Raw genomic sequence first — 21,800 nt, 5'->3', positions numbered from 1 at the left:
TGCGTAGCCCGCGGCCCGACTGGTTAGGCTCGAATACGTGAGCAGGTTCCAGGTCGTCAGCGGCAAGGGTGGTACCGGTAAGACCACGGTCGCCGCCGCCCTCGCGCTCGCCCTCGCGACCGAGGGCAGGCGCACCCTCCTCGTCGAGGTCGAGGGCAGGCAGGGCATCGCCCAGCTCTTCGAGGCGGAGTCCCTTCCGTACGAGGAGCGCAAGATCGCCGTCGCGCCGGGCGGCGGCGAGGTGTACGCCCTCGCGATCGACGCGGAGCGCGCGCTCCTCGACTACCTCCAGATGTTCTACAAACTCGGCAGCGCGGGCCGGGCGCTCAAGAAGCTCGGCGCGATCGACTTCGCCACCACCATCGCGCCCGGCGTACGGGACGTGCTGCTGACCGGCAAGGCCTGCGAAGCCGTACGCCGCAAGGACAAGCAAGGCCGGTACAGCTACGACTACGTGATCATGGATGCGCCGCCCACCGGGCGCATCACGCGCTTCCTCAACGTGAACGACGAGGTGGCGGGGCTGGCCCGGATCGGCCCGATACACAATCAGGCGCAGGCCGTGATGCGGGTGCTGAAGTCCCCCGAGACGGCGGTCCATCTGGTGACGCTGCTGGAGGAGATGCCGGTCCAGGAGACCGTGGACGGCATCGCGGAGCTGCAGGCGGCCGAACTGCCGGTGGGCAGGGTCATCGTGAACATGGTGCGGCCGCATCTGCTGGACGAGGACGCGCTGCGCACCGCGTCGGGCAACCGGCGCAGGGAGATCGCCAAGGCGCTGACCCGGGCCGGTGTGACCGGCTCCGCGGCGCTCGTACGGCCCTTGGTCGAGCAGGCCGCCGAGCATGCCCAGCGGGTCGAGCTGGAGCGCGAGCAGCGCGCGGTCCTCGCCGGGCTGGACCTGCCGACCGGCGAACTCCCGCTGATCGGTGAAGGTGTGGACCTCCCCGGGCTGTACGACCTGGCGATCGAACTCCGCAAGCAGGGCGTGGGCGAAGGGGCGGGACAAGGGGTGGGTTCATGACAGCGCGTACGAGGACGGGCGCGGCCCCGGAGACCGCAGAGGATCCCGCCCAGGACGCCCTCCTGGACACCGCCCCGGCCCTGGACGCCGACGCGCTGCTCGGCGACCCGGACATCCGGATCATCGTCTGCTGCGGTTCGGGCGGTGTCGGCAAGACCACGACCGCCGCGGCGCTGGGAGTACGGGCGGCCGAGCGCGGCCGGAAGGTCGTCGTCCTCACCATCGACCCGGCCCGCAGGCTCGCCCAGTCCATGGGCATCGACTCGCTGGACAACATCCCTCGCCGGGTTCCGGGCATCGACGGCGAAGGTGCTGGGGAACTGCACGCCATGATGCTCGACATGAAGCGGACCTTCGACGAGATCGTCGAGGCGCACGCGGACGGCGAGCGGGCCCGCGCGATCCTGGAGAACCCCTTCTACCAGTCCCTGTCGGCCGGTTTCGCGGGCACGCAGGAGTACATGGCGATGGAGAAGCTCGGGCAGCTGCGGGCGCGCAACGAGTGGGACCTGATCATCGTCGACACCCCGCCGTCGCGTTCCGCGCTGGATTTCCTGGATGCGCCCAAGCGGCTGGGATCGTTCCTGGACGGGAAGTTCATCAAACTGCTGATGGCACCGGCGAAAATGGGCGGCCGGGCCGGGATGAAGTTCCTCAACGTCGGCATGTCGATGATGACCGGGACCCTCGGCAAACTCCTCGGCGGTCAGTTCCTTCGTGACGTACAGACGTTCGTCGCGGCGATGGACACCATGTTCGGCGGCTTCCGGACCCGGGCAGACGCCACGTACAAACTGCTGCAGGCCCCCGGTACGGCGTTCCTCGTCGTCGCGACACCGGAGCGCGATGCGCTGCGCGAGGCCGCGTACTTCGTGGAACGGCTGGCCGCGGAGGACATGCCGCTGGCGGGTCTGGTCCTCAACCGGGTGCACGGCAGCGGCGCCGCCCGGCTCTCCGCCGAGCGCGCCTTGGCGGCCGCAGAAAATCTTGACGACATCGGCATTGTGGATCAGGCGGCCGGGAAGGCTGGACTTCGTGACCCGGCCGGCTCTGCAGTCGCCTCTCCCGAAGCCCCCGAGGCCGCCGAGCCGCCGCCCTCTCCCGCCCGTTCCGAGCACACCGAAGACCCTGAGACCGACAGCGACACACACCTGGCCGAACGCGAGGCTCGCGAAACCGGGCCCGCGGCTCACCGAACGGAACCAGAGGCCCTCGGAATCGAACCCTCCTCCGAAGCTGTCTCCGTAGAACAGCTGACCGCAGGTCTGTTGCGCCTGCATGCCGAACGCATGCAGGTCGTCGCGCGCGAGCAGCACACCCGCGCCCGCTTCACCGCACTGCACCCCGAAGTGGCCGTGACCGAAGTCGCCGCACTGCCGGGTGATGTGCATGACCTCGCAGGGCTGCGGGCCGTCGGGGACCGGCTCGCGACCAGTTCTGCGCCGGCCGGAGCTGCCTGACCACCTGAAAGGCCGAGCGGCCCGCGAGGCCTATCCCACAGCGGCGTACGTCTCGTGCAGCTCGTCGTCGTCCAGACCGATCGCCACCGGCAGGATGCCCGTGGACCGCTCGTACTCACTGCGAGCGGTCTCCAGCAGCCGGCGCCAGGACGTGACGGTGGGTCGCCTGCGCAGCAGTGCGCGCCGCTCCCGCTCGGTCATTCCGCCCCACACGCCGAACTCGACGCGATTGTCCAGCGCATCGGCCAGGCACTCGGTCCGCACCGGGCATCCGGTGCACACCGCCTTGGCCCTGTTCTGCGCTGCCCCTTGTACGAACAGTTCATCCGGATCGGTAGTGCGGCAGGCTGCCTGCGCACTCCAGTCGGTTACCCAGCCCATCACGGCGCCGTCCTCTCCCGAATCGAGGCTCCCCCACGGCGGTAGCGGCATATTCACCGCTGCCAGTTGAGGACGTTACGGAAGGCGGCGACAGCACAACACCCCCTTCGGGCCCAATCTTGAATGGCCCGAACGGACTATGCGTACGCGGCAGATCACCCAGGGGAGTGAGGTGGCGACATCCGTAACTATCCCGGCTAAATCGGGACAGTTCGCCTGGGTCACAACGGACGTTCGATGACACACGAGGCGATTTCGGGAGCTCCTCGGGTCACGGCCGGGTCAAGGCCGGGTCGCGCATGGGGGTTGATACAGAACCGGACTGCTGTGACAGTTGGGAGCAGCTTAGGCCAACGCATATACGCCTGTCCGGCGAATGAGAACGTAGGCTGCCCTCATGCCAAAGAACCGCTCGGGCGGGGGTCTCACCGCGACCCAGCAGGCCGCCAAGTTCCTCGGTGTCGCCGCGCTCTCCGGAGTCGTGCTCGCAGGCCTCGCACTGCCGGCCGCCGGAGTTCTGGGGCTCGCCGCCAAGGGAACGGTCGAGGGATTCGACGAAATCCCGGCCAATCTCAAGACTCCGCCGCTGAGCCAGCGCACCACGATCCTGGACAGCCAGGGCGGCGCGATCGCCACGGTCTACTCGCGCGACCGCACCGTCGTCCCGCTGAAGGACATCTCCCCGTCCATGCAGAAGGCGATCGTCGCGATCGAGGATGCGCGCTTCTACGAGCACGGGGCGGTCGACCTCAAGGGCATCCTGCGCGCGATGAACCGCAACGTGCAGGTCGGTGGGACCGCACAGGGTGCGTCGACCCTCACCCAGCAGTACGTGAAGAACGTCTTCGTCGAGGAGGCGGGCGACGACCCGACCAAGGTCGCGCAGGCCACCCAGCAGACGGTGGGCCGCAAGGTCCAGGAGTTGAAGTACGCGATCCAGATCGAGGAGGAGCTCGGCAAGAAGAAGATCCTGGAGAACTACCTCAACATCACCTTCTTCGGTCAGCAGGCGTACGGCATCGAGGCCGCCTCGCACCGCTACTTCTCCAAGCCGGCGAAGGACCTGAATCTGGAGGAGTCCGCGCTGCTGGCCGGCCTCGTCCAGTCGCCCAGCCGCTACGACCCGGTCAACGACGCGGAGGAGGCGACCAAGCGTCGCAACACCGTGCTCCAGCGGATGGCGGATGTCGGGGACATCACGCAGGCCATGGCGGACAAGGCGCAGGCGACGCCGATCAAGCTGAAGGTCAGCAAGCCGAAGAACGGCTGCATCACCGCCGTCAAGGGCGCCGGTCTGTTCTGTGACTACGTACGTCAGGTCTTCCTCACCGACCCGGCCTTCGGCAAGACCAAGGAGGACCGGGCCCAGATCTGGAACCAGGGCGGTCTCACGATCCGCACCACGCTCGACCCGCAGTCGCAGCAGGGGGTGCAGGACTCGATCAAGAGTCACGTCTACAAGACGGACAAGGTCGCCACTGCCGTGACCCTGGTCCAGCCGGGCACCGGCAAGATCATGGGCATGGGCCAGTCCAAGCCGTACGGGCTCGGGCCGAACGAGACCCAGTACAACTACTCGGTCAACAAGGCCATGGGCGGTTCGAACTACGGCTTCCCCACCGGGTCGACGTTCAAGCCGTTCCTTGCCGCGGCAGCCATAGAAGGCGGTAAGCCGCCCACGCAGATGTACTCGGCCCCGTACGAGATGGACTACCCGGACACGGTCCAGACCTGCGGGAAGCCGTGGGTCAACAACGCGGTACCGAAGTATCACCTGGAGAACGAGAGCGAGAGCGAGGAGGGCCCGTACGCGCTGAAGGACGCCATGGCGAAGTCGGTCAACACCTACTTCGTGCAGATGCTCCAGGACATCGGCATGTGCCCGGTCTCGAACATGACCGACAAGCTGGGTGTGGTGCAGGGCGACGGCACCAAGCTGCCGCAGAACCCGTCCACGCTCACCCTCGGCTCCAATGGTCTCTCGCCGCTGACGATGGCCAGCGCGTACGCCGCGTTCGCCAACCGCGGCACCTACTGCACGCCGATCGCCATCGAGTCGGTGAAGACGGCGAACGGCGACTCGCTCTCCGTACCGAAGACCACCTGCACGCAGGCGATGTCGCAGACGACGGCCGACACCATCAACACCCTGCTGCGCGGCGTGATCGACTCCGGTACGGGCCGTGAGGCCGGTCTCCAGAACCGTGACAACGCGGGCAAGACGGGTACGACCGACGCCCGCAAGAACGCCTGGTTCGTCGGCTACACGCCGAACATGTCGGGCGCCGTCTGGGTCGGCAGCCCGTCCCAGAAGGTCGAGATGGAGAACATCACCATCGGTGGCGTGTACCGGGACAAGGTGTACGGCGGTGAGGTCCCCGGACCGATCTGGCGTGACGCCATGACGAGCGCCCTCAGCGACCGGCCCGCTCCGTCCTTCGTCACCGTCGACATTCCGGACGCACCGAAGGACGACGAGGACAGGGACCGGGGCAGGGGCCGGGACAGGCGCGACCGCGGCGACGACAGCAACAAGCCCGGCGACAGCCCGTTCCCCGGTATCAGCCTCCCGCCGGACATGCGCGGCGGGAACAACGGGGCCAAGCCCGGCCAGAACAACGGCGGCACGACCGGTCCCTGACCGGCCCCGTCGCACACAGCCGCCACAGAGAGGTGGGGTGGACCGGAACATCCGGTCCACCCCACCTTTCGCGCAGGTACGGAACTACCGCCGCCTCACCCCGCGAGGAGCTTCTTCACCGCGGCCGCCACCCGGCCGCCGTCCGCGCGTCCCGCGACCTTCGGGTTCACGATCTTCATGACGGCGCCCATGGCCCGCGGCCCCTCGGCGCCGGCGCCCTTCGCCTCGTCGACGGCCGCCGCCACGATCGCGCGCAGTTCGTCGTCGCTCAGCTGCTTCGGCAGGTAGGCGTCGAGCAGCTCGCCCTCCGCCCGCTCGCGCTCGGCCTGCTCGCTCCGGCCGCCCTGCGCGAAGGCCTCGGCCGCCTCGCGGCGCTTCTTCGCCTCCCTGGCGATCACCTTCTGCACCTCGTCGTCGGAGAGCTCACGGGCCGTCTTGCCGCTGACCTCCTCCTTGGTGATCGCGGTGAGGGTCAGCCGGAGCGTGGACGAGGTCAGCTCGTCGCGCGCCTTCATGGCCGTCGTGAGGTCTTCCTTGAGCTTGGACTTGAGCGTGGTCATGAGCTGATTGTGGCAGGTGCGGGGTGCGGACCGCCCGCCGGTTTTCCGCGGGCCGCACGGTGTCTGCAACGATGGGCGCATGCGCGCACGCTACGGAGTACCCCTGAAAGTCACGGCAGTCGGCGCTGCGGTCGGCGCCGCCGGTCTCGCCTACGCGGCAGGATTCGAGGCCCGCTCGTTCCGGCTCCGACGGGTCACGATCCCGGTACTCCCGCACGGGGCACGCCCGTTGCGCGTGCTGCAGGTCTCCGACATCCACATGGTGAGCGGCCAGCGCAAGAAGCGCGACTGGCTCCAGTCGCTGGCCGGGCTGCGCCCGGACTTCGTCGTGAACACCGGCGACAACCTCTCCGACCCCCAGGCCGTGCCCGAGCTGCTGGACGCTCTCGGCCCGCTGATGGACGTCCCCGGTGTGTACGTCTTCGGCTCCAACGACTACTACGGCCCCAAGCTCCGCAACCCGGCCCGCTACCTCCTCGAGAAGGCCCGGGGCAAGCACGGTCTCAACGGGAACGCCCCGGCGGTCGGCGTCATCCACAACCCCTGGGAGCCGATGCGCGACGCGTTCGACGAGGCGGGCTGGCTGAACCTGAGCAACACCCGCGGCCGCCTCAAGGTCGACGGCCTCGAGATCGCCTTCACCGGTCTCGACGACCCGCACATCAAGCGGGACAGGTACGCGGAGGTCGCGGGCGGCCCGGAAACGGGCGCCGACCTCTCGATCGGCGTGGTGCACGCCCCGTACCTGCGCTCCCTCGACGCCTTCACCGCCGACGGCTACCCCCTGATCCTCGCGGGCCACACGCACGGTGGCCAGCTCTGCATCCCCTTCTACGGCGCCCTGGTCACCAACTGCGACCTGGACACCGACCGGGTCAAGGGCCTCTCCAGCCACACGGTCGGCGACCGGCGCGCCTACCTCCACGTATCGGCAGGCTGCGGCACCAACCGCTACACCCCGGTCCGCTTCGCCTGCCCGCCCGAGGCGACCCTGCTGACGCTGACCCCCCGCGACTGATCCCCCGCACCGCCTGCCCGGGCCCCGCCGGCGCCGGGACCGAAACCGGATTTCGCCTCCGGCCGCGGGTGGGCTAAAGTAATCGATGTCGCCAGGACAACGGCGGCGATCGGGGTGTAGCGCAGCTTGGCAGCGCGCTTCGTTCGGGACGAAGAGGTCGTGGGTTCAAATCCCGCCACCCCGACAGCTGAAGCACCAGGTCAGGGCCGGTTTCCCTTCAAGGGAAACCGGCCCTGACTGACGTTCCGGGGTCTCTCGGGAGTGGCTGGGGAGTGGATCATGGAAATCCACTCCCCACCGTCACCCCAGACGCGCTCCCAGCAAGGCATCGAGCACACGTACCGGGGACCGTGGATGCATGGCCAACCGTGCCTCCACCCCCTCCTCCCACTGTTCGGTCAGTTCGTCTATGAGCCGGCGGGAACGGAGAAGTACAGGCGCCACCCGCCAGAGGGCGTGCATACGGTGTCGGTGGAGGGGACGTCGTGTCCGGCGCGTACGCCGAGCTCCGTGAGCTCGGTCTGCCCGACGAGGGCGCCTGGGCTGTCGCCGGACTTGGGCAGGTCCAGATCGACCACGAGCAGCCCGGCCGGGCCTGTGGCGATGCCGACGTTGACGTGAGCGGAACGCCGGAGCACCCGACGCTGGACGTGTGCATCGGCGACCCGGACTCCTGGGACCTGAACACGCTGACCCGGAACGCTGTCACTGCGCGCACGTGAGTAGAAATCTTCTCTACGGGTTCAAGGCCCGCGCACGGCGCGGGCGCGCCGCCTTGTCGGCAAGGCCGCCGCCCTGTCTTCGCCAGCGGCGGCCCCGTCCGGCGGCGCGCTGGCGAGCTGTGGGCATGAAGGGGGACACACCCTCTGTGGCTGGGGCGGTCGGCTCCACGGCTTTAGGCCTGCGCCGCGAAGATGCCCTTCACCGGGGCGAGATGGGGATCGCGGTTGAGCAGCTCCAGATAGCGGGTCAGCTGCTCCACACCGTCGATGTCACCACGGCGCTTGAGCTCGACGGCAACGGTCTTCCCGTCGGCGTCCCGGCACAGGATGTCGACCGGGCCGATGGCGGTGGGGTACTCGCGGCGGATCAGGGTGTAGCCCTCACCGAGGATTTCGATCCGGTCGGCGAGCAGCTCCTGCAGGTGCGCTTCCACGCCGTCCTTGATGAGGCCGGGATCGACGCCCAGCTCGTGCGACGAGTCGTGGAGGATCTCCTCCATCGTGATGATCAGTTTCTCGCCCGCTTTGTTCACCACGGTCCAGACGCCTTCGGTGTCGTCGGCGCCCTCCTTCAGTGTGCAGGGCGGTGACATCCAGTTGAGGGGTTTGTACGCCCTGTCGTCGGCGTGGATCGAGACGCTGACCAGGATGAGACGGGGAGCGGAGGGCAGGTGGGCCGTGAGCCTGCCCGCGTAGTCCACGGAGCAGCGGGCGATGACGAGACGCATCGGCAACGCTACTCGACGACGGGTACTCCAGGCGACTCTCCCTCCGGCAACCCACCACCACCGCCTGTCACAGCGCTTCCCGCCCGCGGGCTTGCCCCTCTTTGCGCACCTTCGTTATTGGCCGGTTGTGTTCCCAATCTCCTGGTGCGGCCCGGACTGCGCCCTTACGGTGGAAGCAGGAGGTCGCCGTGTGTGCACGCTGCGTCGTCGTCCTCCTTCCCTGCCCGTAAGGCCCCGGCCGTCCGCCGGGGTCGCGAGAGGAGAACCCATGTCGCTCGACGTCTCACCGGCGCTGTTGGAACAGGCCGAGCGAGGCGAGGTCGACGAAGCCGACTTCGTCGACTGCGTCCGGACCTCCCTGCCCTACGCATGGGAGATGATCAGCTCTCTGGTGGCCCAGTTGAAGGTCGACGGCGGAGAGTTCGCCGACAACCAGACGCCGCCGCCGGACGAGCAGGCACGTGGTCAGCTGTTGCGTGCGCTCGCGAGTGATGCGATACGCGGTGCGCTGCAGCGGCACTTCGGGGTGCGCCTGGCATTCCAGAACTGCCACCGCGTCGCGGTGTTCCCGCTGGACGCCTCGGTCGACGAGCGGTTGGCCCGATTCACCTCGGTGAGAGGTCAGTTGCTGAACCAGTCGCCCGAACTACGGGACTGCTGAACGCTTCTGCTGCCGCTCCGGGCCGCGGGAGGTGCAACTGGCTCCGGGGCGGCAGCTCCCCGTACTCATACGGGTGTTCATGTCAGGAGTGGCAGTACCTCGGTGCCCAGCCGCGCTACGTTCTCCTCCGTGGCCGCGAGATCTCCCGAACCCTCCGCCAGGAGCGCGAACCTGGTGATGCCCGTCCGCTCGGCAGTGGCGGCGAGCCGGTCGGCCGCGAACCGGGGCGGGCCCACCCAGGCATCCGGCACCGATCCCGACCGCTGCAGCTTCTCCATCGCCCTGAACACCGCCCGCGACCAGATCGTCCAGGCCAGGGCGTGATCGCCGACACCGTCATCGACCTCGTCGGCGCGATCGGGCACGCCGTCCTGGGCACCCTCATGCCCGCCCGGCGAATGCGCCTCGGCCCCCGCGCGGTCAAACGGCCCTTGTCCCGATACGCCTACAAGAGCATCAAGGTCGACCGCCACACCTACAAGGCCACCATCAGCATCGACATCTTGACGTCGGATCCCGGACCGTAACTTCACGGCCTTGGGCTTTAGGCAGCCACTTTGGGGCGAGCCTCTAAGATCATGGCCCAACGTTGTGCTTAACCGGGCAGGTCCACAGACTGCCCGACTCGCCGGAAGCTTAAGGCGCCATGATCACTCGCCCCAAAGCGGCTCCAACCCAAAGTCGTTCCACCAACCTACGCAAGTTCGTCTTACGCAGCCGGATACTCCCTTAGGCTGCACAGCACGGCGTGACACTGAACGCCAAAGCAGCGAAGGGGGAATATTATGCCGGAAGCGACAGAGGAAAACCACTCGACGCCTCTCCAGTCCGACGATATTGCCAGAATTGAACGGTCTTTCAACCTGAGGCACATTGGCACAGGCGAAGGTTTTCTAATCTTCGACTCTCAAGAAAGGAATGGAGCGCGCCAGCGGGAAGCGGCCATACCCCTTGACGTGGCCTCCGAAATTCTTGAAGCGATTGACCGTGGAGCCGAGAGGATGGAAGAGTATGAAGGATGGATCGATCCTCAAAGGGGGCTTGCCGAATTCGAGGTCAGACAGCAAGGGCTCACTGCCTTCAGAAGTGCCACCATCGATAAGTTCACATTTGAGCTCCACCCGTGCGCTCATGCGCACGTAAGTGATCCGCCGTTCATGTATGACGAAGACGGCAACCATGTTTCTACGGTAATTCGCGTCACTTCAAATGACGGCTCAACCTGCATCGAAATATCACCGAACTCTGCCCTCTGCCTTCCCCTCATGCCCGTGGACACGGAGGACAGGGGGCACACCCGCACCCAGACCACACTGAAAGTTCACCTCTCCGGGACCACCGAAAAAGCGGACCTTGTGCGCAGATCCCGCGAGCTGGCAAATTCTTTCCTCTTCGAGCTCAATGTCCGCCACAGATGCCCCTATTCTTTGCGCCCCAGAGTGGAAGGCCCTTCCCAACGGCGCCACGACACGGCAATAGACTATACGGTCAGATTTCCGAAGACCCCGATACCTGACAACATTGCATCCCTGTTCTCCATCCCCAGCGATTTCGCAATGCGCGGCAATCGCACCCTGTTCTATCTCTCTTATTATCAAATCCTGGAACACTATCTGCCCGCGGTTCATAAACGGGAGACGGTGAGAAAGGTGCGCAGGGTATTGCGATCGCTTGATTTCGATGAAGAAAAAGACTCATCCGTGCTGAAAATCCTTAATTCTGTGGAACGCTCACATGGGGCCAGCGAGGGAGAGCAACTGCGAACCCTCATCGAGGAATGCGTTTCGGAAAGCAGACTCCAAGAATTTCTTTCACTCGACCACGGTGGCCACTTCGGCAAGAACGGCCCAATATCGGGAGTTCCCGCCATCCACCCGAAGAGTGGAGAGTCCTTGGCTTCCCAGGTAGCTAAAAGGATCTACATGCTCAGAAATAGAATTGTGCATGCGAAGGATGACGCGCGCTACGCCGAGTCCAAGGTGCTGCTACCGCTCAGCCACGAAGCGTTGAGGCTCCACCCCGACATTGAACTTGTGCGGCTCCTGGCTATCGAGGTCATCGTGGACAATCGATAACTAAGCTCACCGACGGCACTGCTGAGTGTCCAACTGCGTGACGACGTCGACGAACGGCGGCGAACAAGCGCGGACGCTTGCGGACCATTGCAGCAGGTGAGAGGCATCGCGACCCAAGGTCAAGCGCGCGCCCCAGCTGCTTCGGGACGAAGAGGCCGTGGGTTCAAATCCCGCCACCCCGACAGCTGAAGCACCAGGTCAGGGCCGGTTTCCCTTCAAGGGAAACCGGCCCTGACTGACGTTCTGGGGCCTCTCGGACGGCTGGGGAATGGATCATGGAAATCCACTCCCCAGCCGTCACCCCAGACGCGCTCTCAGCAAGGCATCGAGCGCACGTACCGGGGACCGCGGATGCATGGCCAACCGTGCCTCCAACCCCTCCTCCCACTGTTCGGTCAGTTCGTCCATGAGCCGATTCCTCATCCGCGCGGTGATGTGCGAGTAGCGCGCCTGCACCGACCCGTCCTCGTGCCCCAGGCGCTGATCCATGAGCTTGGACGGGATCCCGAGCTCCTCCATGACCGTCTTGTGGGAGTGCCTGAGCCCATGCGGAGTGAGGCCCCGTGCGATCGGCAGCCAACACGCGTCCGCACGGCCAGAGGCATTCCGGCCCCGCGCCGGCACACCCGGCCATGGGTCGGCCATCACGGGTACAGGGCGTGCCTCCTGTGGAGCCTTCTTCGGGTACCACCCCGTCGTGGCCGGCTGGAACAGCCAGGTCGCGAATCCGGTCCGCCGCCAGTGCGCCGCCGTCTCCCCCGACTGGCCAGCGCGGACGTAACCGAGTTCCGCGATGGCCGTCTCCACCCTGATCCGCGTCCGCTCCGCGACCATGTCCGGCCGGTTCAACACGTTCGAGACCGTTGCCACGGAGACGTCGGCGCGGCGGGCGACGTCGACCAGCTTCGCGCCGACATGGCGGGCTGCACCGTTGGCAGGACCGTGGCCACGGAACACGTAGGCGTGCTCGTGGCACGGGCAGGGTGCCGACTCGGTCCGGGCGATATGGCTCGCAACCAAGCCGGACAGCCACTTGGGGGTGTCGATGGTCCGGTAGGAGTCGTCCTTGGGCGGGCAGCGCTCGAACTCTCCCGAGTCGAGTTCGTAGAGCTGCCACTCCACCCGTACCGAGGCGGGGCGTACGAACTTACGCTCCAGACCGACGATTTCGCCCCACCGCATGCCGGTGTAGCCCTTCAGGACCACGGCCACGAATTCGTCGTCCCGGCCGGACAGCAGCGAGGCCCGCTCCGCTGTCAGGAGGATGCCGAGGGCATCGGTCACCACCTTCTCGGGGCCCCGGTTCCGGGAACGGCCGGCGCGCTTACCCCGGCCGCGCCGCTTGGTGGCCGGGTTGGAGTCGCGAAGCCCTTCGTCCACGGCATCGGCAAGGATGAGGTGCAGCGTGCCGTGCCAGGTCTTCACGCTGGACGCGGCGTAGAGCTTCCGCTCCTTCTTCTCCCAGGCACCGACGTCCGTGGGTTGGATGTCGGCGATGGCCTTCTCCTCGAACTCGGGGAGGAGGTGCTCCTCGATGTGCCGCTTGTAGTTCTGCATGGTGGACGCCGCCAACTCCTGGGCCGCGTACCAGCGGTTCACGTACTCGCCGAAGGTTTCCTTCCCGGCGTTCGGGTCGCGATAGCCGACCTCTCTGACCTTGGCCTCCGCATCGTTCGCTGCCTTCGCGGCCTCGCGCTTGGTGGCGAATCGGATCGTGGCACCGTTGGCATCCACCACGGTGCGGAGGACGCCGGGTGCGATCCAGTACCGACCTCTGTAGTAGTCGGCGCGCTTCTCGCCGTATCCCAAAGCCTCGCTCCTTTCTGGCTCTTCACGCGGCAGTGCGGGTCGACTCGGCGCGGTTCACTCGGCGCGGGCGCTTGGGCCGGAGAGTCGCAGCCGCTGCGGACGGGGTCGCCCCCGAACGACGCGAGCGCCCCGGCGCCCCCTCCTCGGTGTTCGGCTCCGAAACCCGGGTCGGTCGCTCCTCGAAGACGCGGATGATCTCCTGGTAGTGCTCCGCGGTGAAGCGGTAGCTCCCGCCAGTCCGTGTGAACGGGATACGCCCCTTGCGGGCCTGCTCCTTCACCCACCACTCAGAGCATCCGAGGGCCTCAGCGATTTCAGCCGGGCGATACAGGGGCGTCAGGGGAGACGCGGTAACGCCGCGACGGGCGCGAGGGGTCGTCATGAGGTGGCCTCCTTGCCGGTCGGGTGGTCGTGCTCGGGGTGGAAAGGCGCCGCACAAACCGCAAAAACATCGCGGCCCGCTGCGCTGGGGTGCTGAGCTGCGGTGATGGGGTGCAGGTTTTGTGCGGAGGGGCGCCCCGCAAAAATCCGCGGAAATCCGCAATATTCGGCGGCCCGGCAGGGTGCCCGCCGGGGACTGTAAGGGGCGCAGCTTTTTTGCGGAATTACCGGGTATTTGTGCGGCGGGACCCTGCCGGGGGTCGGCAGGGGGTGTTTCCACTGGTCAGCGGCGGGTGCCTGGTGTTTTTGCTTTTTTGCGGTTTTTGCGGCGGAGGTCGGGCCTGCGGTGGGTGTCACGCGTCCACCTCCCGTAGGACGGGGTGAACCCGATAGCGGGGTGCCGGGGGGCGTCCGCGGGCCCCGGAGCGCTCGGGCTGGTAGCTGCGCAGGTACCCGTGCTCTTCGAGCAGCGTTGTGGCCGGTTCAAGGTCGGCGACGTTAGGGAACTCGCTGCGCGACAGCTTGGTGAACAGGTCCCGGCGGCTGACCTCCTGCCAGCCCTCAGCGCGCAGCACCTCCAGGACGGCACGGGCGCGGCCCACGGTGGGGTCGGCGCCCATGACATCGAACACGGCGAGGGCGTGCGCGGTGAAGCACTCCCCCAGCTCGATCGCCGCGCGCATGGTGGCTTCGGTGACCGGCTTGGTGTGGCCGGTGTCGAGGTGCTGCGCCAGGTGCAGGAGCGCGGCCATGCGGGCCACGGCCCCGGCGAGTTTGCCCGCCCAAGTCGAGATGTGACCCAACGCCCCGCCACGGACCTTCAGTTGGGGCTCTACACGCTCCTGATAGGCGATGAGGGCCTTGTCCGCATCGGGGCTGAGCTGGATAACCGCCGGGTCGGTCCACTCCGCCAGGGCCAGCGTGAGCGCGATGACGTTGCTCTCGTAGGTGGCCCGGACGTCGTCGGGGATGGGCTCGGTGATGATCTCCCGTTCCCCGACCAGGGACTTGGGCAGCGAGTACAGGAAACGGGCCAGCAGCCCGCGCCCGTCGAACCCTTTGACCTTGGCAATGTCGCGCAGCACGTCGGGCTGGACGGCCAGGCCGATGGTGAGCGCGGGGTGGTCGATGTACTCGCGCCGCGTCTGCCGGTTGACGCGCAACCGGTCCCCCGCGTGACCTTTGAGGAACACCTCCATGTTCGGCGCCCCGGAATAGCGTCCGGCGATGATGTCGAAGATGCCGCCCTCGGCCGACATCACGGCGAGACGTCCTCCCTGCTCGGCGATGAGCGAGGTGACCGTCTCGGACGTGGAGTCGTCCGCCATCAAGAGTGGTTCGACCGGCACGGCCAACGACTCGGCGGTCTGCGCCAGTCCGATGGCCTCGGCCACGAGTTCCTCGCGCCTGTCGGCATCGGCACTGGCCGCCTTGGTCGCGGCCTTGTCGGCGGCTTCCTTGGCCAAGCGTGCGGTCATCGCGGCCTCCACGATGGCCGGGGCCATGGCCGTCTTGAGCTGCTTCTCGGCCTCGTACAGCGGGTCGGTGAGAAGGGCGAAGACGGCGGACTTGCGGTTGGCCGGGGGCAGCGCGCAGACCACGTAGAGGTTGGTGGGCTCACGCCAGTTGCCCCGCACGTGGACGACCGCGCGTCCGCCGGCCGCCGCCGCCAGGACGGACAGGGCGATGGAGCCGGGCAGGTCGATGGGTGTCTGCGTCTCCTCTGCGACCGCCGTCACGAACTGGCCCAGCCAAGTGGGGAAGACGTGCACGGGGAAGGCAGGGAGGTCGCGGCGCCCGGTGAGCGGAATCGGCTCCTCCCACATCGGGCGTTCGCGCGCTTCGTCGGGGGCGAGGGTGTTCTGGAGTTCTTCATCGGTGAATGCGGTCATGAGGCCCTCCGGTGCTCAGCACCCCGGATCGGGGGACTGCGCGCTGTGCTGGATGGGGGCGTGCGCCGGACTGCGTGGCGAGCTGTACGCCGGGCTCGGAGCTGCTTTTCAGTGGGGGGCAGAGGGTCATGCCGCGCCCGCCGGTCGAGCCGTGCGGATGGACCAGTCCAGGGCACTGCGCAGCGTCGAGCGGCACTCGTACGACTTCAGGCCAACCGCTTCCCCCGCCCCCTGAAAAGCCTCTTCGACCACGTGCCGCGGGATATCGCCCCACGCCACGAAACGCCCCATGGAGCGCGCGGCCCTGAAGAGGGTGGCCTCCCGCTCGCCTTCCACCGCCGCTTCGATCGCGGCACGCTCTCGCTCCAGCGCGACCTGTGCGCGCCGGCTGGCGTCGCGGGGAACGGCGATCTCAGGCGCGGCGGGCTTGGGGGCGGGCTTGAGTGCGAGCAGTAGCCACGCGGGCGCGTCCGCGACATGCGCCCGATGGGCGACCTCATACGCCCTGCCGCCGACGATGCTGCCCGGGGCGACCACGTAGCCGCCCCACGCACGGGTGTCGATCTTCTTGGCCAACATGCCTTTGGTGCTGGACAGACCCAGCCCGGCGGGAACGGAGAAGTACAGGTGCCACCCGCCAGAGGGCGTGCATACGGTGTAGGTGGAGGGGACGTCGTGTCCGGCGCGTACGCCCAGCTCCGTCAGCTCGGTCTGCCCGTCAAGGGTGCCGGGGCTGTCGCCGGGCTTGGGCAGGTCCAGATCGACCACGAGCAGCCCGGCCGGGCCTGTGGCGATGCCGACGTTGAACCGGCCGGTTGCCCATGTGGCCCGGATCCGGTCCGGGTCGGTGGAGGCTCGCTGTTCGGGCACCTGGTGCCCGTTCACGCACTCGCCGATGCGGGGGCACCGGGATTCACTGTGCAGGGCGGGGCGCTTGTCGCCAGGGCGGAGCGGGAAGACGGGCCAGCCTCGGGCCGCTGCGTCAAGCGCTGCCCTGAGCTGTGCAGCGGGACTCTGTTCCGGCATTCTGGGGGTCTCCTGTTCTGTCCTTCGGGATGGGCCGGGGAGAGCCGGGGGCGGCGGTGTGTCCTTGCACGGGAGTGCCACCGCCCCCGGGCGTATCTAGAAGGGCGCCTCGTTGTTCATCCCGCCCGACGCCGTGGCAGGAACCGAAGGGGCGCCTGCGGTGTTCCACGGATCCGCGCTCGGCGCCGGAGCGCCGACGGTCTGGGCGATGCGTTCGACCTTGGCCGTGGCGAAGCGCAGCGAGGGACCGATGTCGTCGACTTCAAGGGCGAGCGTTGAACGCTTCTCGCCCTCGGGCGTCTGCCAGTCGTGCTGACGCAGACGACCCGTGACCACGACGCGGGTGCCCTTGGTGAGGGTCTCGGCGATGTGCTGTGCGAGGTCGCGCCAGGCAGCGCAGCGCAGGAACATCGCGGTGCCGTCCTTCCACTGGCCGCTGTTCTTGTCGTAGCTGCGCGGGGTAGAGGCGACCGAGAACTTGGCGAGCGCGTCACCGTTGGTGGTGAAGCGGAGTTCGGGGTCTGCGGCGAGGTTGCCGACGACGGTGATCGTGGTGTCTCCCACGGACATGACGGATCTCCTGATCGGGTTGGGACGGGATTTGGGTGGGGGTTGTCGAGGGCGGCGGTGTTGTCCTTGCACGGGAGAGCCGCCGCCTCGGGCTTTTGGAGGAGCGAGGTCAGGCCCCGGCCATCCAGCGGTCGTAGTAGTCGTCCAAGCGCCGGATCATGGCGTTGATCTCGGCCACGATCGCCCGGGCTTCCTCACGGGGATAGCCGCTCGCTTCGAGTTGCTGCGCCATGTCAGCGCGAACTCGATCGGCAAGGATGACAGCGGCGTGGAGCCGGGCGACGGCCTTGTGCCTTCGCCGGGTCTTGTTCGCCGCGCGCTTCGCACTCTCCTTCGCCAACCACGCTTGAACTTCGATGGGTTGGGCTCGAAACGGCCATGCCTTCACGCTCGGCTCTCCATCACGCGATGCGCGGGATCCGGCGAGGGGTTGAGGGTGACAGTGCGCCCTCTTGCATGAGCGCCACCGCTCGGCGTTCTCGGAGCGGGCGAGGATGAGTTTCAGTCGGTTTGCATTGGTGCGGATCGGTGTCATGCGGGACAGTCCAACACCGCTTTCACCTGCGGCGATAGGCCGAACTCCTGAGCTTCCCGCCACACGGGCAAGAATCTCGATCGGGTCCGAATTACCGCCCGCCTGACGGGAAACTGAAGGCTTGTCAGCCCACTGCGGCAGTGCGGGAGAGCACGCCGGCGACGCGTTCGCCGATCCACTGGGCGACGTTGCAGGAGACGGCGTTCCCGGCCTGCATGGTCTGCTCCCCCTTGGTGCCGTGGACGATGCACTCCCCGGGGAAACGCTGCGCGAGGAGCTGCTCGCGGGGCTGGATCATCCGGTAGTGGCACTCCTCCGAGAGCGGGGCCGCTTCCCGCAGCGCGGCGGAGTCCTTAGTGCCGAGAGAGTGTGCAGCGGCTCACCGGTCGTGTGGTTGGCCGCATTGCGGTACGGGATGACGAGCCAGTGATGCCGCCCCTGCCCGGTAACCGTGTCGACCTGCTCGGCGACCGGTCGGGCCGTCGCGTTGCGGCGCAGTGTGACGATGAAGGAGTCCTCGGCCAGGAGCGGGGTGAGCAGCCCCGGCGGGGGCCGATCTGACGGCCGCCGAGCTGGCGGCGCGTGACGTCGCGGGCGTAGGGGGCGGACCATCCTTCGCTGTCGAGTTCGATGGTCACGATCTCTTCGGGGTCGAAGTCCATGTCAGTGCTCCTTGGTGGTGTCGATGGCGGGGAGTTTGGGCAGTCCGGCGCGGGTGACCTCCAGCGGGTCGAAGCCCGGCAGGACCGCGCGGGCGGTGAGGGCCTGGGCGAGCGCAGCGGCGTAGGCGGCACCCTCGCGGGCGACCTCGATCTGTGCTCCTGCGCGCAGCGCTTCCACGCGTTCGGCGTGTGCGTGCTCCTCGCGCCGAACGGTCAGGTGCCGCTCGTGCGCGACGCTGCCACGGCGGTCGGTGCGCCAGTGGCGGGCAGCGAGCCCGTACGCGACGGCGGTCGCGAGCGCCCACAGCAGCAGCGGCAGCGAAATGCCGTCGGCGTATCCGGCAACCCCGGCGAGCGCGAGACCGCCGGAGGCGGCGAAACACGTTCCGGCGAGCACCCCGTCACCGGAGCGACCGGCTGAGGCGAACGCGCCGGCCGCCGCTGCTCCGGTGGCGAGTACGACCATCAGCGCGGCGTTGCCGGTGGAGTGTTCGGCGCCGTTCGCGTTCCAGATCCGCCCGAGGATGAGCAGGGTCGATGTGGCGAGCGCCGGGGCGGCCTTGGGGGCGATGTGGGCGAGAGTGCTGCGGGCGACGATCGGTTCGTTCATCGCAGGCTCCCTACAGGTTGCCCATTGCGTCGATGACGGCGGTGGCGAGCTGGTTGATGGGGCCGGAGGCTCCGGTGGAGGCGAGGAAGAAGCCGAAACCGGCGGCGATGAACGCGGAGCCGTAGCCCAGCGACTTGGAACGGAGAAGGAAGAACAGAACGAGTCCGAACAGGGCGACGAGCGAGACGGTGACGGCCACGGCGGGCCTCCTTCGGAGTGGTGGGTCAGCGGGTGCCGTCGCGGTGGATGCGCATTGCGACGTTGAACAGGTGGCGGCCGACGCGTATGCGCTTGCGGTCGCCTCGGCAGCGGCGGCAGGTCTTGCCGGGCTTGAGGCGTCCGCGCCGGTCCTTCTTGAGCGCGTAGCCGAAGCCCTTGCACTTGCGGCAGTTGCCGAACGGGCTGGCCGCGCACAAAGATGCGTAACAGAACGTGACGAGCAATAGGAGAGTGATAGTGAGCAGGGCAGGGGGCATGAAGGGCCTCCAGTGCGGGTTTTCAGGGGTTCTCGCAGGTGGGCCGCTATGCGCTAGCGACCTGATCAGGGCCCAGATGGGCTGCTATCGGGGCTGCTATCGATAGCGGGCTCGCGCGCTATCGTTAGCAGCCCCGGAGGGTCAACTCGCGTCCCGGTTTCGGTTACGCTCCGCGACCGTGGTGGTGATGTCGTAGCGCTTGATGCCGCGCTTGTTGACGAACTTGCCGTCGATCCGGCGCCCGACCTGCCCGGCGGCGATGCCGTAGGGCTTGAGCGCTGCGGTCAGGTGCGCGGTCTGCTCCTCGCCGCTCATGCGGGCCCAGTCGCCGTAGCGCTCGGGCCGCAGCTCCGCGAGGCGTTCCACGATGGTTTCGTTCCAGACCTTGGCCTCATCGGCGGGGATGACCGCGAGGATGTCCGCCAGCAGGGTGTCCGCTGCCTTCTCCTTCTTCGGCGCATCCGGGTTGGGCAGGGTGCCGGCCGCCGCGCGTGCGGCCTTGGCCTTCTGGCAGATCACTTCGGCGTTGGCGTTGTCGATGTAGTACGAGCGGACGATCTGCGGGTTGGGCCCCGCCCCGACCAGGTAGCCGATGCCCAGGTCATCGGCGGTGAACGAGGTCGCGCGGATCCCGTTCTTGTACATCGACGTGCCCAGCACCATGTCGTTCTCGGGCTGGCCCATGACCTGGAGGCAGAAGCGGATACCGACGTTGGCGCTGATCGCCTTCGGCAGGCTGTCGGCGTCCGGGCGCTGGGTACCGAGCAGCAGGATCACCCCGAGCGCGCGGCCCCGCTTGATGATCGCGGTGGCCAGTTCAGCGGCCTTCTTGCCCAGCCGCTCGTGCGTGAAGACTTCCTGGCACTCATCGATGGACATCACCAGCGGGTGCAGGCCCAGCGACTTCTTCGCCGCGAGCGCCGGGGTGACCTTGTTCTCCGGGCAGATGTCCTTGGGCAGCCCGTTGATCACCCGTGCCCGGCGGTCGAGTTCGCCATAGACGTACTCCATCGCGTCCACGCAGCCCTCCACCGTGGCGTCATCACCGGGGCCGGAGCCGTAGGAGTGGGAGATGGGCTGGAAGGAGGAGAAGTCGCCGGTTCCCTTGAACTCCCAGGTGTGCAGCTCACAGGTGGGGTCCATTGCGGCGGCGAGCAGCAGGATGCGCAGCGCGAACGTCTTGCCCCGCCCGGGCATGGCGCCGGTCAGGAAGTTCGCGTACATCAGGTTGAAGCCGACCTGCCGGCCGCGCGGGTCGGTGCCGTACGGGACGGGCTTGAACAGCGACGTGGTCCCGGCCTTGAGTAGCGGCCACGACGGCTGCGGGGCGCGGGCCATGTCCTGATCCCCGACCCACAGCATCACGCGCCCGGGGTGCTCGCCCGGTACCGGTTCGGGCCACACGCAGCCCAGCGACTTACGCAGACCCGAGGCGAGACGTTCGCGGCGGTCCAGCACATCCGAGACGGTTACTCCGTAGGGGAGATCGAGGTCGGCGCGCCAGCCCTTGCCGTCGCGCTGGATCGGGGCCTTGAACTCGATGCCGGGCTTGCCCTTGGCCGCCTGCTTGTTGATCTCCGCGATGCCCAGTGCGGCGAACGCGCGGGCCACGATGTCGGAGGTCAGGCGCTGCACCTGCGGCAGGTCCACCGCGCGGGTGATGACCGGCTCATCCTCGGGCCGACCCAGGTGCCCGAGCGCCAGTAGCAGAGTGCCGACCGACACCGCCTGAAGCCACCCGGGGGCCAGCACATACAGGGCCAGCGCGGCACCCGTGCCGATGATGGAGGCGACGACGGTGACCAGGGTCCGCAGCCGGACCCGACCGTCGCGCTGTCGGGAGAGCTTGAGGTACTCGGCAGCGTCCTCGCGTCGAACTGCCGAGAGTCGGACCGGTTCGCCCTCCTTGTCGGCGACCCAGCGCATCGTGTCGCCGACGAACTTCACGGCCCCGCGCGGCGACAGCAGCGCGAGCCGCGCGACGTAGACCGGGGACCGCAGGGCGTGGTATCCGGCCTTGTGGCCGTAGTGCCCGGCCACCCAGCCGGTGGCGGTCTTGAGTTCCTCCGTGGACTTCAGCCACATCGGCACGATGGGGCGGCGCTTGGCGCCCTTGACCCGGTCCCTGAATCCGAGCCCCGCCGGGGCCGGACCGTCGACCATCACCGGACCCGACCCACTACCCGACCGAGTCGGGATGGGACCGCCCGACTCGCTACCCGACCCGTTCGCGGTCGGGTCGGTCGACCGGTCGCCCGACTCGGCGCGAGTCGAGTCGGCCGACTCGCTGCGGGCCGACCGTGCCTTGTCGAGGTCGACTACCTCTCCGCCTGAGTCGGCGGACATGTCGGCTTCCAGTCGGTTGAAGAAGTCGTTCTCGTCGTCGTGATTCACTGACGCTTCCTTCCAGAAATTGGGAGATTCGGTGGGGCCCGGCCGCTGTCCTTGGCCGGTCGTGACCGGGCCCCGCTCTGCTACAGGTCGAACAGACCGCACTGATCAGCCGTCGGAGACGCTTCGCGGTGCTGGGCTACACGGCGGGCTGCCGTGAAGCACTGGGGGCACCACG

21 protein-coding genes, 1 tRNA gene and 2 pseudogenes are annotated in these 21,800 nt (G+C 67.7%); 8 read left to right on the top strand and 16 right to left on the bottom strand.

All coding sequences use genetic code 11. The features are described from left to right. Window positions 1-37: 37 nt before the first annotated feature. Both OG878_RS21970 and OG878_RS21965 read left to right on the top strand, forming a co-directional pair. Window positions 38-1,024 carry an ArsA family ATPase gene (locus tag OG878_RS21970; protein ID WP_328888359.1) on the top strand — a complete coding sequence of 329 codons (987 nt, stop codon included), beginning with the start codon at window positions 38-40 and terminating at the stop codon, window positions 1,022-1,024. Beyond that, a complete protein-coding gene (locus OG878_RS21965) occupies window positions 1,021-2,484 on the top strand; it encodes an ArsA family ATPase (protein ID WP_328888358.1) in 1,464 nt (487 codons plus the stop codon). The genes OG878_RS21970 and OG878_RS21965 overlap by 4 nt, the downstream gene beginning before the upstream one ends. A 30-nt stretch (window positions 2,485-2,514) precedes the next feature. On the opposite strand, the gene OG878_RS21960 is transcribed toward OG878_RS21965, so the two are convergent. Further along, the gene (locus tag OG878_RS21960) at window positions 2,515-2,865 is read right to left on the bottom strand and encodes a WhiB family transcriptional regulator (RefSeq protein ID WP_030925100.1); all 351 of its coding nucleotides are present in this window, start codon (window positions 2,863-2,865) and stop codon (window positions 2,515-2,517) included. 397 nt (window positions 2,866-3,262) lie between these two features. On the opposite strand from OG878_RS21960, the gene OG878_RS21955 reads away from it, so the two are divergent. Continuing rightward, complete coding sequence (locus OG878_RS21955; RefSeq protein ID WP_328888357.1) at window positions 3,263-5,506, top strand: transglycosylase domain-containing protein; 2,244 nt, start codon at window positions 3,263-3,265, stop codon at window positions 5,504-5,506. Window positions 5,507-5,601: 95 nt separating this feature from the next. On the opposite strand, the gene OG878_RS21950 is transcribed toward OG878_RS21955, so the two are convergent. Next, the gene (locus OG878_RS21950; RefSeq protein ID WP_328888356.1) at window positions 5,602-6,066 is read right to left on the bottom strand and encodes a GatB/YqeY domain-containing protein; all 465 of its coding nucleotides are present in this window, start codon (window positions 6,064-6,066) and stop codon (window positions 5,602-5,604) included. A gap of 79 nt (window positions 6,067-6,145) precedes the next feature. Between OG878_RS21950 and OG878_RS21945 the strand changes: the two genes are divergently transcribed. Continuing rightward, window positions 6,146-7,084 (top strand): metallophosphoesterase, encoded by a 939-nt coding sequence (locus OG878_RS21945; RefSeq protein WP_328888355.1) that lies wholly within the window; start codon window positions 6,146-6,148, stop codon window positions 7,082-7,084. 110 nt (window positions 7,085-7,194) lie between these two features. Then, window positions 7,195-7,268: transfer RNA gene (locus OG878_RS21940), tRNA-Pro, on the top strand. A 223-nt stretch (window positions 7,269-7,491) separates the two neighbouring features. Here the strand turns inward: OG878_RS21940 and OG878_RS21935 are convergent. Further along, the gene (locus OG878_RS21935; protein ID WP_328888354.1) at window positions 7,492-7,722 is read right to left on the bottom strand and encodes a bifunctional DNA primase/polymerase; all 231 of its coding nucleotides are present in this window, start codon (window positions 7,720-7,722) and stop codon (window positions 7,492-7,494) included. 263 nt (window positions 7,723-7,985) lie between these two features. Continuing rightward, window positions 7,986-8,534, bottom strand: a pseudogene (gene nucS / locus OG878_RS21930) (endonuclease NucS); the annotation flags it as partial. Window positions 8,535-8,802: 268 nt separating this feature from the next. Here nucS and OG878_RS21925 point away from each other — a divergent pair. Then, window positions 8,803-9,195: an SCO5389 family protein gene (locus OG878_RS21925; RefSeq protein ID WP_030971516.1), complete on the top strand. Its 393-nt coding sequence runs from the start codon at window positions 8,803-8,805 to the stop codon at window positions 9,193-9,195. 77 nt (window positions 9,196-9,272) lie between these two features. On the opposite strand, the pseudogene OG878_RS21920 reads toward OG878_RS21925, so the two are convergent. Beyond that, window positions 9,273-9,431: pseudogene (locus OG878_RS21920) on the bottom strand (LLM class flavin-dependent oxidoreductase); the annotation flags it as partial. Window positions 9,432-9,515: 84 nt separating this feature from the next. Between OG878_RS21920 and OG878_RS21915 the strand changes: the two are divergent. Both OG878_RS21915 and OG878_RS21910 read left to right on the top strand, forming a co-directional pair. After that, a complete protein-coding gene (locus OG878_RS21915) occupies window positions 9,516-9,722 on the top strand; it encodes a hypothetical protein (RefSeq protein WP_328891539.1) in 207 nt (68 codons plus the stop codon). Window positions 9,723-9,980: 258 nt separating this feature from the next. Further along, a complete protein-coding gene (locus OG878_RS21910) occupies window positions 9,981-11,270 on the top strand; it encodes a hypothetical protein (RefSeq protein ID WP_328888353.1) in 1,290 nt (429 codons plus the stop codon). Window positions 11,271-11,567: 297 nt separating this feature from the next. Here the strand turns inward: OG878_RS21910 and OG878_RS21905 are convergent, their stop codons facing one another. The 11 genes from OG878_RS21905 to OG878_RS21855 all read right to left on the bottom strand — a co-directional run bounded on the left by OG878_RS21905 (window position 11,568) and on the right by OG878_RS21855 (window position 21,625). Further along, entirely contained in the window at window positions 11,568-13,079 is a 1,512-nt protein-coding gene (locus OG878_RS21905; protein WP_328888352.1) for a LacI family DNA-binding transcriptional regulator, read from the bottom strand. Window positions 13,080-13,101: 22 nt separating this feature from the next. Next, window positions 13,102-13,461 (bottom strand): helix-turn-helix domain-containing protein, encoded by a 360-nt coding sequence (locus OG878_RS21900; protein ID WP_328888351.1) that lies wholly within the window; start codon window positions 13,459-13,461, stop codon window positions 13,102-13,104. 352 nt (window positions 13,462-13,813) lie between these two features. Continuing rightward, window positions 13,814-15,352, bottom strand: coding sequence for a YfjI family protein (locus OG878_RS21895; protein ID WP_328888350.1), 1,539 nt, complete (start codon window positions 15,350-15,352; stop codon window positions 13,814-13,816). Between the two features lie 126 nt (window positions 15,353-15,478). Next, window positions 15,479-16,378, bottom strand: coding sequence for a bifunctional DNA primase/polymerase (locus OG878_RS21890; RefSeq protein ID WP_328888349.1), 900 nt, complete (start codon window positions 16,376-16,378; stop codon window positions 15,479-15,481). 96 nt (window positions 16,379-16,474) lie between these two features. Next, window positions 16,475-16,948 carry a single-stranded DNA-binding protein gene (locus OG878_RS21885; RefSeq protein WP_328888348.1) on the bottom strand — a complete coding sequence of 158 codons (474 nt, stop codon included), beginning with the start codon at window positions 16,946-16,948 and terminating at the stop codon, window positions 16,475-16,477. Between the two features lie 109 nt (window positions 16,949-17,057). Continuing rightward, on the bottom strand, window positions 17,058-17,336 hold the full coding sequence (locus OG878_RS21880) for a hypothetical protein (protein ID WP_328888347.1): 279 nt from the start codon (window positions 17,334-17,336) through the stop codon (window positions 17,058-17,060). Window positions 17,337-17,607: 271 nt separating this feature from the next. Continuing rightward, window positions 17,608-17,781 (bottom strand): hypothetical protein, encoded by a 174-nt coding sequence (locus OG878_RS21875; protein WP_328888346.1) that lies wholly within the window; start codon window positions 17,779-17,781, stop codon window positions 17,608-17,610. 365 nt (window positions 17,782-18,146) lie between these two features. After that, a complete protein-coding gene (locus OG878_RS21870) occupies window positions 18,147-18,755 on the bottom strand; it encodes a hypothetical protein (protein WP_328888345.1) in 609 nt (202 codons plus the stop codon). A 10-nt stretch (window positions 18,756-18,765) separates the two neighbouring features. Further along, window positions 18,766-18,954: a hypothetical protein gene (locus OG878_RS21865; RefSeq protein WP_328888344.1), complete on the bottom strand. Its 189-nt coding sequence runs from the start codon at window positions 18,952-18,954 to the stop codon at window positions 18,766-18,768. 25 nt (window positions 18,955-18,979) lie between these two features. Continuing rightward, window positions 18,980-19,231 carry a hypothetical protein gene (locus OG878_RS21860; protein ID WP_328888343.1) on the bottom strand — a complete coding sequence of 84 codons (252 nt, stop codon included), beginning with the start codon at window positions 19,229-19,231 and terminating at the stop codon, window positions 18,980-18,982. A gap of 141 nt (window positions 19,232-19,372) precedes the next feature. Next, on the bottom strand, window positions 19,373-21,625 hold the full coding sequence (locus OG878_RS21855) for a cell division protein FtsK (RefSeq protein WP_328888342.1): 2,253 nt from the start codon (window positions 21,623-21,625) through the stop codon (window positions 19,373-19,375). Window positions 21,626-21,800 lie beyond the last annotated feature (175 nt).

It is taken from the genome of Streptomyces sp. NBC_00316 (assembly GCF_036158715.1).
Lineage (GTDB): Bacteria > Actinomycetota > Actinomycetes > Streptomycetales > Streptomycetaceae > Streptomyces.
The sequence above is the reverse complement of the archived record's forward strand: the minus strand, read 5'-3'. Positions and strand labels throughout refer to the sequence as shown.

Excerpts from the sequence above, each read along its gene's own strand:
- OG878_RS21960 (WP_030925100.1), bottom strand. The coding sequence starts at position 2,865 with ATGGGCTGGGTAACCGACTGGAGTGCGCAGGCAGCCTGCCGCACTACC.
- OG878_RS21965 (WP_328888358.1), top strand. The coding sequence starts at position 1,021 with ATGACAGCGCGTACGAGGACGGGCGCGGCCCCGGAGACCGCAGAGGAT.
- OG878_RS21945 (WP_328888355.1), top strand. The coding sequence starts at position 6,146 with ATGCGCGCACGCTACGGAGTACCCCTGAAAGTCACGGCAGTCGGCGCT.
- OG878_RS21890 (WP_328888349.1), bottom strand. The coding sequence starts at position 16,378 with ATGCCGGAACAGAGTCCCGCTGCACAGCTCAGGGCAGCGCTTGACGCA.
- OG878_RS21925 (WP_030971516.1), top strand. The coding sequence starts at position 8,803 with ATGTCGCTCGACGTCTCACCGGCGCTGTTGGAACAGGCCGAGCGAGGC.
- OG878_RS21875 (WP_328888346.1), bottom strand. The coding sequence starts at position 17,781 with ATGATCCAGCCCCGCGAGCAGCTCCTCGCGCAGCGTTTCCCCGGGGAG.
- OG878_RS21895 (WP_328888350.1), bottom strand. The coding sequence starts at position 15,352 with ATGACCGCATTCACCGATGAAGAACTCCAGAACACCCTCGCCCCCGAC.
- OG878_RS21860 (WP_328888343.1), bottom strand. The coding sequence starts at position 19,231 with ATGCCCCCTGCCCTGCTCACTATCACTCTCCTATTGCTCGTCACGTTC.
- OG878_RS21885 (WP_328888348.1), bottom strand. The coding sequence starts at position 16,948 with ATGTCCGTGGGAGACACCACGATCACCGTCGTCGGCAACCTCGCCGCA.
- OG878_RS21870 (WP_328888345.1), bottom strand. The coding sequence starts at position 18,755 with ATGAACGAACCGATCGTCGCCCGCAGCACTCTCGCCCACATCGCCCCC.
- OG878_RS21900 (WP_328888351.1), bottom strand. The coding sequence starts at position 13,461 with ATGACGACCCCTCGCGCCCGTCGCGGCGTTACCGCGTCTCCCCTGACG.
- OG878_RS21910 (WP_328888353.1), top strand. The coding sequence starts at position 9,981 with ATGCCGGAAGCGACAGAGGAAAACCACTCGACGCCTCTCCAGTCCGAC.
- OG878_RS21955 (WP_328888357.1), top strand. The coding sequence starts at position 3,263 with ATGCCAAAGAACCGCTCGGGCGGGGGTCTCACCGCGACCCAGCAGGCC.
- OG878_RS21950 (WP_328888356.1), bottom strand. The coding sequence starts at position 6,066 with ATGACCACGCTCAAGTCCAAGCTCAAGGAAGACCTCACGACGGCCATG.